This window comes from Variovorax sp. FW301-JW7 (genome assembly GCF_058788795.1).
Genome location: NZ_JBYTBC010000008.1, coordinates 241,668 through 255,149, shown reverse-complemented (window position 1 = coordinate 255,149; position 13,482 = coordinate 241,668). Strand labels below are relative to the sequence as shown.

The 13,482-nt window shown below is 68.1% G+C and carries 13 protein-coding genes; 3 read left to right on the top strand and 10 right to left on the bottom strand.

Annotation, left to right across the window (positions count from 1 at the left end; genetic code table 11):
• Nucleotides 1-14 precede the first annotated feature (14 nt).
• The 5 genes from AC3WQM_RS22300 to AC3WQM_RS22280 form a co-directional block, all read right to left on the bottom strand.
• Entirely contained in the window at nucleotides 15-1,028 is a 1,014-nt protein-coding gene (locus AC3WQM_RS22300; RefSeq protein WP_062480910.1) for an ABC transporter substrate-binding protein, read from the bottom strand.
• Between the two features lie 28 nt (nucleotides 1,029-1,056).
• Nucleotides 1,057-2,076: a LacI family DNA-binding transcriptional regulator gene (locus tag AC3WQM_RS22295; protein WP_492681748.1), complete on the bottom strand. Its 1,020-nt coding sequence runs from the start codon at nucleotides 2,074-2,076 to the stop codon at nucleotides 1,057-1,059.
• 163 nt (nucleotides 2,077-2,239) lie between these two features.
• Nucleotides 2,240-2,755, bottom strand: coding sequence for a signal peptidase II (lspA, locus tag AC3WQM_RS22290; protein ID WP_062480914.1), 516 nt, complete (start codon nucleotides 2,753-2,755; stop codon nucleotides 2,240-2,242).
• A complete protein-coding gene (ileS, locus tag AC3WQM_RS22285) occupies nucleotides 2,755-5,604 on the bottom strand; it encodes an isoleucine--tRNA ligase (protein ID WP_492681746.1) in 2,850 nt (949 codons plus the stop codon). The genes lspA and ileS overlap by 1 nt, the downstream gene beginning before the upstream one ends.
• A gap of 124 nt (nucleotides 5,605-5,728) precedes the next feature.
• A complete protein-coding gene (locus AC3WQM_RS22280) occupies nucleotides 5,729-6,766 on the bottom strand; it encodes a bifunctional riboflavin kinase/FAD synthetase (RefSeq protein WP_492681744.1) in 1,038 nt (345 codons plus the stop codon).
• A gap of 165 nt (nucleotides 6,767-6,931) precedes the next feature.
• Here AC3WQM_RS22280 and AC3WQM_RS22275 point away from each other — a divergent pair, with 165 nt between their 5' ends.
• Nucleotides 6,932-7,492 (top strand): HNH endonuclease, encoded by a 561-nt coding sequence (locus AC3WQM_RS22275; RefSeq protein ID WP_062480919.1) that lies wholly within the window; start codon nucleotides 6,932-6,934, stop codon nucleotides 7,490-7,492.
• A 34-nt stretch (nucleotides 7,493-7,526) separates the two neighbouring features.
• Here AC3WQM_RS22275 and AC3WQM_RS22270 read toward each other — a convergent pair whose 3' ends face one another.
• The 4 genes from AC3WQM_RS22270 to AC3WQM_RS22255 form a co-directional block, all read right to left on the bottom strand.
• Nucleotides 7,527-8,312: an enoyl-CoA hydratase gene (locus AC3WQM_RS22270; protein WP_492681742.1), complete on the bottom strand. Its 786-nt coding sequence runs from the start codon at nucleotides 8,310-8,312 to the stop codon at nucleotides 7,527-7,529.
• A 6-nt stretch (nucleotides 8,313-8,318) separates the two neighbouring features.
• Complete coding sequence (locus AC3WQM_RS22265) at nucleotides 8,319-9,677, bottom strand: alpha/beta fold hydrolase (protein ID WP_492681740.1); 1,359 nt, start codon at nucleotides 9,675-9,677, stop codon at nucleotides 8,319-8,321.
• A gap of 96 nt (nucleotides 9,678-9,773) precedes the next feature.
• Nucleotides 9,774-10,889: an acyl-CoA dehydrogenase family protein gene (locus AC3WQM_RS22260; RefSeq protein WP_062482928.1), complete on the bottom strand. Its 1,116-nt coding sequence runs from the start codon at nucleotides 10,887-10,889 to the stop codon at nucleotides 9,774-9,776.
• 12 nt (nucleotides 10,890-10,901) lie between these two features.
• Complete coding sequence (locus tag AC3WQM_RS22255; RefSeq protein WP_062482930.1) at nucleotides 10,902-12,083, bottom strand: acyl-CoA dehydrogenase family protein; 1,182 nt, start codon at nucleotides 12,081-12,083, stop codon at nucleotides 10,902-10,904.
• A gap of 173 nt (nucleotides 12,084-12,256) precedes the next feature.
• On the opposite strand from AC3WQM_RS22255, the gene purN reads away from it, so the two are divergent.
• Nucleotides 12,257-12,853: a phosphoribosylglycinamide formyltransferase gene (purN, locus tag AC3WQM_RS22250; RefSeq protein WP_070062139.1), complete on the top strand. Its 597-nt coding sequence runs from the start codon at nucleotides 12,257-12,259 to the stop codon at nucleotides 12,851-12,853.
• A 38-nt stretch (nucleotides 12,854-12,891) separates the two neighbouring features.
• Nucleotides 12,892-13,224, top strand: coding sequence for an I78 family peptidase inhibitor (locus AC3WQM_RS22245; protein WP_492681738.1), 333 nt, complete (start codon nucleotides 12,892-12,894; stop codon nucleotides 13,222-13,224).
• On the opposite strand, the gene AC3WQM_RS22240 is transcribed toward AC3WQM_RS22245, so the two are convergent.
• Nucleotides 13,212-13,460 carry a DUF1653 domain-containing protein gene (locus AC3WQM_RS22240; protein ID WP_062483076.1) on the bottom strand — a complete coding sequence of 83 codons (249 nt, stop codon included), beginning with the start codon at nucleotides 13,458-13,460 and terminating at the stop codon, nucleotides 13,212-13,214. The genes AC3WQM_RS22245 and AC3WQM_RS22240 overlap by 13 nt on opposite strands.
• Nucleotides 13,461-13,482: the final 22 nt, after the last annotated feature.

Genomic DNA, 13,482 nt, shown 5'->3' with positions numbered 1-13,482 from the left:
CGCGCGGCGCCGGGTCAGCGCACTTCCTTCAGGTACTGGTCGGAGAAGCCACGTTGCGCGTCGGCCATGCGGGCGTAGTCGACGGTCTTGGCACGCGCGTAGTCGCTGGCGGGCAGGAACTGCGCCTCGATCTCCTTGGGCATGGCGCTCGCGCGCACCGGGCGCAGGTAGGCCTTGGCCCAGATCGCCTGGCCTTCGTCGGACAGCGTGAAGTCGAGCACCTTCTTGGCATCGGCCGCGTGCGGCGCCTTGGCGACCAGGCTCATCACGTAGGGCACGGCCAGCGTGCCTTCGCTGGGGATGACGAAGGCGACGTTGGCCTTGTCCTTGTACTTGGCGCGGTAGGCGTTGAAGTCGTAGTCGAGCAGGATCGCGATCTCGCCCGAGAGCACGCGCGCGTACGAGGTCTGCTTGGGCACGATGGGCTCGTTCTTCTGCAGCGCCTTGAAGTAGTCGATGGCCGGCTTGAAGTTGTCGAGCGTGCCGCCGCGCGCCTGGTTCACGGCCACGGCGCCCACGTAGCCCACGAAGGCCGAGGCGGGGTCGAGGTAGCCGATGAGGCCCTTGTACTCGGGCTTGAGCAGGTCGGCCCACGATTTGGGCACCGGCTTGCCCTTGAGCGCGTCGACGTTGACCATGAAGCCGAGCGTGCCCGAGTGGATGGTGAACCAGTTGCCGGCGGGGTCCTTCAGGCCGTCGGGAATGTCTTTCCAGGCGGCCGGCTTGTAGGGCTCGACCACGCCGTCTTTGGCGGCCTGCACGGCGAAGGTCACGCCCAGGTAGGTGACGTCGGCCACGGGGCTGGCCTTTTCGGCGACCAGCTGCGCGAGCGACTGGCCCGAGTTCTTGTTGTCGGCCGGCACGGTGATGCCCGTCTTGGCCTTGATGGCCTTGAGCTGGGTGCCCCAGTCGGCCCATTCGGTCGGGCAGTTGTAGCAAATGGCGGTCTGGGCCATGGCGCCGCCGGCGGCGACGAGGGCGGCGGCCAGCACGCCGAGGCGGGCGAGGCGGTGAAAGCGCAGGGACATGGAAAAACTCCTGGGAGGGGTGGTGAGGTCAGGACAGTGCGGCGTCGTTGTCTTCGCGCGCATTCGCGCACGACTCGCCGTCTCGGAAGGCATGGGGCAGCAGCAGGCTCGCGTCGGCCTGCAGCGCGCGGCCGCCGGCGATCGCCTGTGCCAGTAGCTCGACACTGTGGCGGCCGATGTCGCTGTTGGGCTGCGCGATGGTGGTGAGCGCGGGCGTGAGGTCTTCGCCCAGCGCGATGCCGTCGAAGCCGACCACGCTGAGGTCGTCGGGCACCGCCAGGCCGCTCAAATGCGCGGCGCGGATGCTGCGGATGGCGAGCAGGTCGTTCGAGCAGACCAGCGCCGTGGGGCGGCTGTGCGGGCGCAGCTCGGCGCACAGCGCATCGACGGCGGTCTCGACGAAGGGCACTTCGACCAGCGGCGGCGCGGCGAGGCCTGCTTCGGCCATCCCGCGCTGGTAGCCGCGGTAGCGCTGCTGCGCGCGGTCCGAGGCGGCCAGCGTGCCGCTGACCATCGCGATGCGCCGGTGGCCCAGCAGCACGAGGCGCGTGACCGCGTCGGCCACCGCGCCTTCGCTGTCGACCGACACGCAGGGATGGTCGGCATGCCGGTTGTAGGCCAGCACGTAGGGCACGCCGGCGGCCTGCAGGCGCTGCAGTGCGGCCGAGGTGGACGGGTTCGACACCACGAGGATCAGTCCGTCGACGTTGCCCGCCAGCAGCAGCTGGACGGCGCGCTCTTCCTCGTCGAGCCGGTAGCCCGTGGTGACCGGCAGGATCGCGTAGCCGCCCGCGACGGCCGCGCGCGCAATGCCCTGCAGGCATTCGGCAAAGGTCGGGTTCAGCAGCGTGGGCAGCACCACGCCGAGCGTGCGGCTGCGCTGGGTGCGCAAGGTGCGGGCGCTGGCGTTGGGCAGGTAGTTGAGCTCGCGCGCCACGCGCTCGACCAGTTCGCGCGTGGCCGGCGTCACCTTGTCGGGGAAATTGAAGGCGCGCGAGACCGTGGCCACGGAGACCCCGGCCTGGGCGGCTACTGCTTGGATGCTCATCGTGCGGGGTCCGTGGTGGGGTTCATGTAATCGATTACATTGGACCGGCGCAGTATGACTTCGCGATGACAGGGCAGGGAAGTGGGGAGAACCCCGGGGCTGCTGGCGCAGCACGCGGCCCAAAGAAAAAGGGGCCCGTGGGCCCCTTTGGTCTAGAACTGGCTTACTTGCCCCGGCGCACCCGCCGGATCTCGTCGACGATCAGGCAGATCGCCCCGAGCGTGATGGCGCTGTCCGCCGCGTTGAACGCCGGGAAGTACCAGTTGCCCCAGTGGAAGCTCAGGAAGTCGACCACGTAGCCGTGCATCATGCGGTCGACCACGTTGCCGATCGCGCCGCCCAGGATGCAGGCCATCGCGAACGAAAAGAGCTTCTGGCCCGCGTGCGACCGCAGCATCCAGACGATGAAGATCGCCGCCGCCACGCCGATGGCCGTGAAGAACCAGCGTTGCCAGCCCGAATGGTCGGCCAGGAACGAGAAGGCGGCGCCCGTGTTGTGCGCGCGCACGACGTTGAAGAAGCTCGTCACGTAGGTCGCGTCGCCGAGCTTGTAGTAGCCCAGGATCAGCGTCTTGGTGAACTGGTCGATGATCACGATGATCGTCGCCAGCCCGAGCCACGGCCAGATGCTGGCGCCGCGCGAACGCGAGGCCGAGGAGGCGGAGCGTGCGGTCGCCATCAGGCCACGCTGCGCGATTCGCCCGCGCCGAACAGGTTGCTCGTGCAGCGGCCGCAGATGGTCGGGTGCGCCGGGTCGTGGCCCACGTCCTCGCGGTAGTGCCAGCAGCGTTCGCACTTTTGTGCGGTGCTTGGCGTGACCACGGTCGACAGCGTGTCGCCCGCCGCCAGTGCCACCGCCGAGGCGATGAACACGAACTTCAGGTCGTCGCCCAGCGAGCCCAGCAGCGTGAGGTCGTCGGCCGGTGCGTTCAGCTGCAGGTTGGCCTGCAGCGACGAACCGACCTTGCCCTCGGCGCGCACCGCCTCGATGTCCTTGTTGACGCCGTCGCGGATCTCGCGGATGCGGCCCCACTTGGCGAGCAGCGCCTCGTCGGGTGCGGCGAACTGGCTGTAGGTCTGCGTGAAGATCGACTCGCCGGCCTTGCCGGTGCCCACGATCTTCCAGGCCTCTTCGGCCGTGAAGCTCAGGAACGGCGCCATCCAGCGCAGCATGGCTTGCGAGATGTGCCACAGCGCGGTCTGTGCGCTGCGGCGCGCGAGCGAGCCCGGGGCCGTCGTGTACAGGCGGTCCTTCAGGATGTCGAGGTAGAAACCGCCCAGGTCTTCCGAGCAGTAGATCTGCAGCTTGGCCACCACCGGATGGAACTCGTACACCTGGTAGTGCGCGAGGATCTCGGCCTGGAACTGCGCCGCGCGCGACATCGCGTAGCGGTCGATCTCGAACAGCTGGTCGAGCGGCACCGCGTCTTTCGCGATGTCGAAGTCGCTGGTGTTCGCGAGCAGGAAGCGCAGCGTGTTGCGGATGCGGCGGTAGGCATCGACGACGCGCGCGAGGATCTTGTCGTCGCCCGCGATGTCGCCCGAGTAGTCGCTCGCAGCCACCCACAGGCGGATGATTTCCGAGCCCAGCTTGTTGCTGATTTCCTGCGGGTCGATGCCGTTCTTGAGCGACTTGCTCATCTTGATGCCCTTGGCATCCACCGTGAAGCCGTGCGTGAGCAGGCCCTTGTACGGTGCGCGGTCTTCCAGCATGCAGGCGATCAGTAGCGACGAGTGGAACCACCCGCGGTGCTGGTCGTGGCCTTCGAGGTACAGGTCGGCTTCGGGGCCGGTCTCGTGGTGCACGTTGGGGTGCGTGCCGCGCAGCACGTGCGAGAAGGTCGAGCCCGAGTCGAACCACACCTCGAGGATGTCGGTGCTCTTGGTGTAGCTCGGTGCGTCTGCGGCGCCCAGGATGTCTTCGACCGTGACGCGGCTCCAGGCCTCGATGCCGCCCTTCTCGACGATGTCGGCGGCCTGGTCGAGGATTTCCATGGTGCGCGGGTGCAGCTCGCCCGAATCCTTGTGCAGGAAGAACGGGATCGGCACGCCCCAGCTGCGCTGGCGGCTGATGCACCAGTCGGGCCGGCCGGCGATCATGTCGTGCAGGCGGGCCTTGCCGTTCTCGGGATAGAAGCTGGTCTGCTCGATGGCATCGAGCGCGGTCTGGCGCAGCGTCTTGGGCGCCTTGTCCTTCGTGAACACGCCTTCGCCTTCGTCCATGCGAACGAACCACTGAGCCGCCGCGCGGTAGATCACCGGCGTCTTGTGGCGCCAGCAGTGCGGGTAGCTGTGGGTGATGGTCTCGGTGGTCATCAGCCGGTTGGCGTCGCGCAGCGCGGCGATGATCACCGGCACGGCCTTCCAGATGTTCTGGCCGCCGAACAGCGGGAAGTCGGGCGCGTAGCTGCCGTTGCCCTGCACCGGGTTCAGGATGTCGTCGTACGCCACGCCGTGGGCGATGCAGGAGTTGAAGTCGTCCACGCCGTAGGCAGGCGACGAGTGCACGAGGCCGGTGCCATCGGTGGCGGTGGCGTAGTCGGCCAGGTAGATGGGCGACAGGCGCTGGTAGCCCGCATCGACGTCGTACAGCGGGTGCTCGAACTCGAGCCCGCCGAGCGCCTCGCCCTTGACCGTGGCCAGCACCTTGCCGTCGAGCGCGTAGCGCGTCATGCACATCTCGACCAGCGAGTTGGCCAGGATCAGCAGGCCCCGCTCGGTGTCGACCAGCGAGTACTCGAGCTCGGGGTTGAGGTTGATCGCCTGGTTGGCGGGGATGGTCCACGCGGTGGTGGTCCAGATCACGGCAAAGATGTCGCCCAGGATCGTGTGGTCGGTGCCGAAGGCCTTGAGCACCTTCTCGCGCTCGTGCGCCTTGAAGGCCACGTCGATGGTCTGGCTCTTCTTGTCGGCGTATTCGATCTCGAACTCGGCCAGCGAGGAGCCGCAGTCGAAGCACCAGTACACGGGCTTCAGGCCCCGGTACACGAAGCCGCGCTCGATCACGCGCTTGAACGCGCGCAGCTCGCCGGCTTCATTGGCGAAGTCCATCGTCTTGTAGGGGTGGTCCCATTCGCCCAGCACGCCCAGGCGCTGGAAGTCGACCATCTGCTGGGCGATCTGCTCAGTGGCGTAGGCGCGGCTCTTGGCCTGCATCTCGTCGCGGCTGAGGTTGCGGCCGAACTGCTTTTCGATGGCGTTCTCGATCGGCAGGCCGTGGCAGTCCCAGCCGGGCACGTACAGCGCGTCGAAGCCTTCGAGCTGGCGCGCCTTGGTGATCATGTCCTTGAGGATCTTGTTCACCGCGTGACCCATGTGGATCTGGCCGTTGGCGTACGGGGGGCCGTCGTGCAGGATGAACTTGGGCGCGCCGTGGCGGGCATCGCGCAGGCGGTGGTAGCGGCCTTCGTCGTTCCATTCCTTCACCCAGCCCGGTTCGCGCTTGGGCAGGTCGCCGCGCATCGGGAAGGGGGTGTCGGGCAGGTTCAGCGTGGAACGGTAATCTTTGGGGGAAGCAGCGTCAGACATGTTGGGTGCGGCGAAACAGAGGGGCTTCGACAGGCTCAGCCCGAACTGCATTGAGCGGTCGGTGCGGAAGATATAGCCGTTCGCCCTGAGCTTGTCGAAGGGCGGCAGCACGGGGCGTGCAGGGCTAAATTCGGTCGCGCGTGGTCTGGCGGTGGGTCTCGGCGTGGGTCGATGCGAAGAACGCGCGTGCGTCGCGGCCATCCTTCGCGATGCCCGCAGTGAGGGCTTCGAGGCTGGTGTAGCGCAATTCGTCGTGCAGTTTGTGCAGGAGTTCCACGCGCACGATTTTACCGTAGGCCCCTTCGGCCCCCAGATGCGAGGGCCACTCCAGGCAATGCGTCTCGAGCAACACGCGTCCCGCGTTGACGTCGTTGGCGTCCAGCGAGGGCCGCACGCCGAGGTTCGCGACACCCGGCAGCGGCTGGTCGGCCAGGCCATGCACCAGCACCGCGAAGATGCCGCTGGCGGCCGGTTTCCAGTGCTTGAAGCGCAGGTTGAGCGTGCGAAAACCGTCGTCCTTGCCCGGCGACGACGCGCCCAGCGCCCGGCCCAGCTTGCGGCCGTGGACCACGTGGCCCGAGATCGTGTACGGGCGCCCCAGCAGCGTGTGGGCGTCGGCCATGCGGCCTTCGGCCAGCGCCTCGCGCACGGCCGAGCTGGACACCCGAAGGCCGTGCACCTCGTAGCTGTTCATGCGCGCGACGTCGAAACCCTGCGCTTCGCCGGCGGCATCGAGCATGGCGTAGTCGCCGGCACGCTTGGCGCCGAAGCGGAAGTCGTCGCCCACCAGCACGTAGCGCGCGCCCAGGCCGTCGATCAGCACGTTCTGGATGAAGGCCTCGGGCGACTGGGACGCCAGCCGGCCGTCGAAGGGCAGCACGATGGTCTGGTCCACGCCGCAGGATGCCAACTCGGTCAGCTTGTCGCGCAGCGTGCCGATGCGCGCCGGGGCCAGGTCGGGTTTCTTGGTGACGGCGGCGAAATAGTCGCGCGGGTGCGGCTCGAAGGTCAGCACGCAACTGGGCAGCCCGCGATGGCGGGCCTCGGTCTGCAACAGCGCCAGCATGGCCTGGTGGCCGCGGTGGACGCCGTCGAAATTGCCGATCGTGAGGGCGCAGGCCGGAGCTACGCCCGGGTGTCGGAAGCCGCGGAAAACCTGCATGGGAGAGTATCTTTTTGATAGCGCCTGATGCCCGTCGAATGGGCAAATCAGGCCGATTTGTCACAAAGCCGGTATATTGTGACGCAGTGCGTGGGTTGGCGTGAGTCGCCGATGCACCCCGAGTCTCTGGTCTCTGCGTGTTTTTCTCGTGTCGAGGAGGCGTGTGTGAAGGTCTTGAAGCTGTCGGCCCAAGGGCTGCCCCAGTCATGGATATCGCTGGAACAGGCGGTGATCCACTACGCGGCGGACGAAGTCCGCTGGGAAGTGGGCGCGCAGGTGGCCGTGTTCCGTGGCGGCCACAACGCGATCACGGGCGAGCAGTCGCAGATCGCGATCAACAGCATCATCGGCACCAAGGGCGTGCCGCGCATCAATCCCTTCGCGCAGCGTCCGGGCCTGACCAACAGCAAGCTGTTCTCGCGCGACCGCAACATCTGCGCCTACTGCGGCGGCCACTTCCACGAAGACGAACTCACGCGCGAGCACATCATTCCGTTCGCGCAGCGCGGCATCGACACCTGGATGAACGTGGTCACGGCCTGCAAGCCCTGCAACCACCGCAAGAGCAGCCGCACGCCCGAGCAGGCGAACATGCCGCTGCTGTACGCGCCTTATGTGCCGAGCCTGTGGGAAGACTTCATCCTGCGCAACCGCCGCATCCTGGCGGACCAGATGGAGTTTTTGATGGCGCACCTGCCGCAGTCGTCCCGGTTGCACGACATCTGAAAACAAAAAAGAGGCCCTCGGCCTCTTTTTCATTTCAGCCCTTCCAGGCCGGCGGCCGTTTCTCGATGAAGGCCTGCACGCCTTCCAGTGCACTCTCGTCCATCATGTTGCAGGCCATGGTCCGGCTGGCGTCGGCCAGCGCGGCCTCGATGCCGGTCTCGAGCTGGCGGTAGAACAGCGCCTTGCCCAGTGCGAGCGCCGTGCGGGGCTTGGCGACGATGCTGGCCACCAGCGCTTCGACCGCGGCGTCGAGTGCTTCGGGCGGTGCGACCCGGTTGACCAGGCCCTTCTCGCGCGCTTCCTCGGCACCGATGAATTCGCCCGTCACCAGCATCTCGAAGGCTTCCTTGCGACCCAGGTTGCGCGACAGCGTGACGCCGGGCGTGGCGCAAAAGAGGCCCACGTTGACGCCGCTGACCGCAAAGCGCGCGTCGCTGGCGGCCACCGCGAGGTCGCACACCGCCACCAGCTGGCAGCCTGCCGCGGTCGCGATGCCGTGCACGCGCGCGATCACCGGCACGGGCAGCCGCTGGATCGACAGCATCATTGCGCCGCACCGGTCGAACAGCTGCTGGTAGTAGCCGAGCGAGGGTTCGGCGCGCATCTCCTTCAGGTCGTGGCCCGCGCAGAAGGCCTTGCCCGCCGCGGCGATGACGACGGCGCGCACCGTGTCATCGGCGGCGATGGCGCCAAACGCCTCTTCGAGCGCGCCCAGCATGCCCTCGGACAACGCATTGAAGGCGGCGGGGCGGTTCAGCGTCAGCGTGACCACGCCGCGCGCGTCGCGCGCCGTCAGGACGAAGGGGGTCGTGTCATCCATGGCCGTTCAGTACGTCAGCTCGAGCACCGTCGTGTGCCCTTGCGCGGCGGGCCAGCTCTGGCCGGTGAGGCGCTCGCCGTTGAACTCGGCACTGACCGTGCGCTGCGGCGCGCCGGCCGCAATGCGCAGCCGCGAGCTCGACTGCCCCGCGCCCTGGGCCGGCACGCCGGGCGGCGGGCTCTGGCCGTCGAAGTTCATCGTGTCGCGCTGCGCATCGAAGTAGCCGCGCGGGCGCGTGAAGACGACCACCGCGCCCGCGCCGCTCTCGGCCGGCGCCAGGCGCTCGGTCCGCAGGTTGACGACGCCGCTGCTGCGCACGAACGGGCTGCGGTAGATGTGCGTGGTGCCCTGGCCGGGCACGTCGAGGACGAACTCGTAGCGTGCCGTGGGCTGCGCGCTGAACGGGCCCCAGCGACCGTCGGCGCCGACCGTCTGCTGGTGCGCCGCCTCGCCACGCCGCGCGCCCGAGGCCGGGTCGACGGCAAAGACCGTGACGCGCGCGCCCGCCAGCGCCAGGTTGTCCGCGCCGGTCGCGCGGCCGTCGAGCACGACCTTCGATTCCGGCGCCACCGCCGTGCTGGCCGGCGCCTGGCCGGTCAGGAAGCGCCAGGTCGCCGCGAAGGCAGAGGGCGAAAACGAGGTCTCGCGGTGGTCCACGCGCGGCAGCACGAGGTTGGTGGCGCCCTTGAGCGCAGGCCCGTCGAAGCCGATGTTCGTCGGCTGGCCCGGCGCGCCGATCCACAGGCCGTCGGGCTGGGCGTACTTGTCGTTGGTGTCCGAGCGCAGCGTGAGCCACTGCACGCCGGGCGTGACCTCGTCGCCGTTGGGTCCCTTGGGCGCATTGAGCTGCTGCATGAAGGCCGAGAGCCCCGAGAACTCGTTGTTCTCGCGCAGGCCCTTCACCTTCCAGATGCCGTGCGCGGGGTTGCCGCCCAGCACCACGTGGCTCACCACGGCCGCGCCGCCGCCGTTCTGCACGTAGTTGCGGATGGTGTTGCCGCCGCGCGAATTGCCGATGAGCACGACCTTGGGCGCGCCCGTGGCCTTCAGCACCTTCTCGACCTCGGCGCGCAGGAACGCGGCCGATTCGGCGGTGGAACTGCGCCCCGGCTGGGCCACGCCATCGTCGTCGCGGGCCAGGGGATTGGGCTGGTCGACAGCGAAGAGCCGCTCGCGCGGCCAGCCGTTCGATTCGAAGCGCCAGATCGTGGTCTGCCACAGCGCGGCCGAGTCGCCGTTGCCGTGCATGAAGACGATGGGCGGGCGTTCGGTGGAAGAGGGCGCGGAGGTGGCGCAGCCGGTCAGCCAGGTGACAGCGGTGCTTCCGGCAAGGGCCAAGGCAAGCAGGGTGCGGCGGGAAGGCATGTCTGTCTCTCTCCTGGCTGGGGGCTGGGGCCCCACAAGTGAAAACGCCCGCCGGCGCAAGGCGGGCGGGCGTTGGATGCTATCGACAAACAGCCGTCAGGCGAAGACGCCGGCGGTGTCCTGCATGCGTGCCGACACTTCGCCCAGGTGGTGCAGGGTGTCGCCGAAGGTGAGCTCGAGCTGCGTGAGCTTGCGGAAGTAGTGGCTGCCGATGTATTCGTCGGTCACGCCGATGCCGCCATGCAGCTGCACCGAGTTCGCGGCCACGTAGCGCATCGACGTGCCCAGCTGGTACTTGGCGCGGGCCAGCGCCTGGCGGCGCTCGTCCGCCGGGGCGTTGAGCTTGAGCGTCGCGTAGTAGCTCATCGAGCGTGCCAGTTCCAGCTGCATCTTCATGTCGGCGACGCGGTGGCGCAGCGCCTGGAAGCTGGAGATGACCACGCCGAACTGCTTGCGCTGGTTCATGTAGTCGATGGTGACGTCGAGCGTCTTGTCGAGCACGCCGACCGCTTCGGCGCAGGTGGCGGCAATGCCGACATCCACCGCGTATTCGAGCGCGGCCAGGCCGTCGGCCGTGACCAGCGTGGCGTCGGCCTTGTCGAACACGACTTCGGCCGCGCGGCCGCCGTCCTGCGTGCCGTAGCCGCGGGCTTCGACGCCGCTGGCGCTGCGCTCGACCAGGAAGAGGGCGATCTTGCCGTCGACCTTGGCGGGCACGATGAAGGCATCGGCTTCGTCGCCCACGGGCACCACGCTCTTGGCGCCGGTCAGCGAGTAGCCGTTGCCCGACTTGACGGCCGTGGCCTCGCACACGTCGAGGCGGTAGCGTGCCTTGCGCTCCTGGTAGGCCAGCACCACGAGGGCCTGGCCGCCGGCGATGCGCGGCAGCCAGTTTTCCTTGGTGGCCGCGTCGGCGTAGCCGCCGAGCACGGCGCCGGCGATCAGCGTCTGCGCGAAGGGCTCCAGCACGATGCCGCGGCCCAGTTCTTCCATCACGACCATGCCGGCCACCGGGCCCATGCCCAGGCCGCCGTCGTCTTCGCTGATGTACAGGCCGCCCAGGCCGAGCTCGGCCAGTTCGTCCCAGGCCTCGCGCGAGAAGCCGCCCTTGGCCTCGATGCCGCGACGGCGCTCGAAGTCATAGCCCTTGTCGACCCACTTGCGAACGGCGTCGCGCAGCTGGTCCTGGTCTTCCGAAAAATTGAAATCCATGTTGGTGTCTCCTCAGCCCAGGACGGTTTGCGCCACGATGTTGCGCTGGACTTCGTTCGAGCCGCCGTAGATCGTGGTCTTGCGCATGTTGAAGAAGGTCGATGCCAGCGGTGCCAGCGCCGGGTTGCCGCCGGGGAAGTTGCCTTGCCAGCCAGCTTCCATGGCTTCGCGGATCAGCGGCAGCGAATAGGGGCCGCCGGCCAGCATCATCAGTTCGGCGTAGCGCTGCTGGATCTCGCTGCCGCGGATCTTGAGCAGGCCGGCCACGTCCAGCGAGTTCTTGCCCGAGGTGGCGGCGGAGAGCACGCGCAGCACCATCATCTCGAGGGCGACGATGTCGACTTCGAGCTTGGCGATCTCGTCGCGGAAGCGCAGGTCGTCGTACACGCCTTCGCTCTTGGCGATGCGCTTCAAGCGCTCGAGTTCGCGCTTGGCGCGGTTCACGTCGGCGATGTTGGTGCGCTCGTGCGAGAGCAGGTGCTTGGCGTAGGTCCAGCCCTTGTTCTCTTCGCCGATCAGGTTCTCGGCGGGCACTTCGACGTTGTCGAAGAACACCTCGTTCACCTCGACGCCGCCGTCGATCAGTTTGATCGGGCGCACGGTGACGCCGGGCGACTTCATGTCCAGCAGCAGGAAGCTGATGCCGGTCTGGGGCTTGCCTTCGTTGCTGGTGCGCACGAGGTTGAACATCCAGTCGCCGTGCTGGCCGAGCGTGGTCCAGGTCTTCTGGCCGTTGACGATGTACTTGTCACCCTTGCGCTCGGCCTTGGTCTTGACCGAGGCCAGGTCGGAACCCGAGCCGGGTTCGCTGTAGCCCTGGCTCCACCAGACTTCGCCGCTGGCGATGCCGGGGAGAAAGCGCTTTTGCTGCTCGGCGTTGCCGAAGGCCATGATCACCGGGGCCACCATGACGGGGCCGAAGGGGATGATGCGCGGCGCGCCGGCCAATGCGGTTTCTTCCTCGAACAGGTGGCGCTGCACGGCGGTCCAGCCGGGGCCGCCGAACTCCTTGGGCCAGCCGTAGCCCAGCCAGCCCTTCTTGCCGAGGATCTTGGCCCAGCCTTGCAGATCGTCGCGCGTCAGTTCGAGCGCGTTGTGCACCTTGTGCGAAATCTCCTGGGGGAGGTTGTCCTTGACCCATGCGCGAACTTCTTCGCGGAACTTCTGTTCTTCGGGTGTGAAGCTCAAATCCATGCGTGCCTCGCTGTGTTGATCGGTCCACCGCAGACGCGGGGTGTCTCCGGAACTGCGAGTTTTAGCACGGTCGTGCTGCGATCCGGTGTCCGCGTCGCGACAAGCCCGCCGGCGCACGGGTCGACGGGAGGTGGATCGGGGTGTTGGCGGGGCACGGATAATCCCGGCCTCCCATGAAGAACATCGTGATCCTGATCTCCGGCGGCGGCTCGAACATGGCGGCCATCGTGCGCGCCGCCGAGCGCGACCGCTGGGCCGAGCGCTTCGGCGCGCGCATCGCCGCCGTCATCAGCAACAAGGCGGAGGCTGGCGGGCTGGCGCTGGCCGCATCGCACGGCATCGCGACCGCCGTGGTGCCGCACCAGGCCTTCGACAGCCGCGAGGCCTTCGACGCGGCGCTGGCCGAGGCGGTCGATGCCCATGCGCCGGCGCTGGTGGTGCTGGCGGGCTTCATGCGCATCCTGACGCCGGGCTTCGTGGCGCGCTACGCGGGGCGGCTGGTGAACATCCACCCCTCGTTGCTGCCGGCCTTTCCGGGGTTGCACACGCACCAGCGCGCCATCGAGGCGGGCTGCAAGGTGGCGGGGGTGACGGTGCACCAGGTCACGGCGGAGCTCGACCACGGACCGATCCTGGCGCAGGCCGTGGTGCCGGTGCTGCCGGACGACACGGCCGCCACGCTGGCCGCCCGGGTGCTGTCCCAGGAGCACCTGCTGTACCCGCGCGCCATCGCTGGATGGCTTTTGGATACATTGAGTCACAAAGCTTAAAGTTGTTTATATTGCTGGGTTTTCGGGAGCACAGAACTTTGAAAACCCAATCGCTACTGCTGACGTTGGCCACCGCGGCCCTGCTGGCCGCCTGCGCTGCGCCGGCCCCCGCGCCCGCACCGGGCGCCGCCGCTGCGCCCGCGCCCGCCGCGCCGGCCGAACCCGTCTTTCAGTGCAACGCCGAGGGCGCCCGCTTTGCCGTGGGCCAGCAGGTGACGCCTCAGCTTGAAGCCGCCGCGCGCGCACGTGCCGGCGCCGGCACGGCGCGGGTGCTCAAGCCGAACCAGGCGGTCACGATGGAACTCAACCCCGGACGGCTGAACATCAGCGTCGACGCGCGCGGACGCGTCAAGGAAGTTCACTGCGGCTGAGCGTCGATCGGGGTGAAGCGGCGTTGCGGCCGGCCGTCGATCTCGATGGTTTCTTCGAACATCGCGGCGGGCCGGACCCACAGGCCGCGGGCACCGTAGAGGGCGCGGTACAGCGTCATCGGCTCCAGCGTTTCGCTGTGGCGGACGGTGCCGATCACGTCGTACTCGCCGCCTTTGTAGTGGCGGTAGCGACCGGGGGGCGTTTCGATCAGGGGAGGGAGGTCTTCGTCGTTCAACGGGGCACTTCTTTCTTCGAAT

Excerpts from the sequence above, each read along its gene's own strand:
- lspA (WP_062480914.1), bottom strand. The coding sequence starts at position 2,755 with ATGGCGACCGCACGCTCCGCCTCCTCGGCCTCGCGTTCGCGCGGCGCC.
- AC3WQM_RS22300 (WP_062480910.1), bottom strand. The coding sequence starts at position 1,028 with ATGTCCCTGCGCTTTCACCGCCTCGCCCGCCTCGGCGTGCTGGCCGCC.
- AC3WQM_RS22260 (WP_062482928.1), bottom strand. The coding sequence starts at position 10,889 with ATGGATTTCAATTTTTCGGAAGACCAGGACCAGCTGCGCGACGCCGTT.
- AC3WQM_RS22265 (WP_492681740.1), bottom strand. The coding sequence starts at position 9,677 with ATGCCTTCCCGCCGCACCCTGCTTGCCTTGGCCCTTGCCGGAAGCACC.
- ileS (WP_492681746.1), bottom strand. The coding sequence starts at position 5,604 with ATGTCTGACGCTGCTTCCCCCAAAGATTACCGTTCCACGCTGAACCTG.
- AC3WQM_RS22295 (WP_492681748.1), bottom strand. The coding sequence starts at position 2,076 with ATGAGCATCCAAGCAGTAGCCGCCCAGGCCGGGGTCTCCGTGGCCACG.
- AC3WQM_RS22255 (WP_062482930.1), bottom strand. The coding sequence starts at position 12,083 with ATGGATTTGAGCTTCACACCCGAAGAACAGAAGTTCCGCGAAGAAGTT.
- AC3WQM_RS22270 (WP_492681742.1), bottom strand. The coding sequence starts at position 8,312 with ATGGATGACACGACCCCCTTCGTCCTGACGGCGCGCGACGCGCGCGGC.
- purN (WP_070062139.1), top strand. The coding sequence starts at position 12,257 with ATGAAGAACATCGTGATCCTGATCTCCGGCGGCGGCTCGAACATGGCG.
- AC3WQM_RS22280 (WP_492681744.1), bottom strand. The coding sequence starts at position 6,766 with ATGCAGGTTTTCCGCGGCTTCCGACACCCGGGCGTAGCTCCGGCCTGC.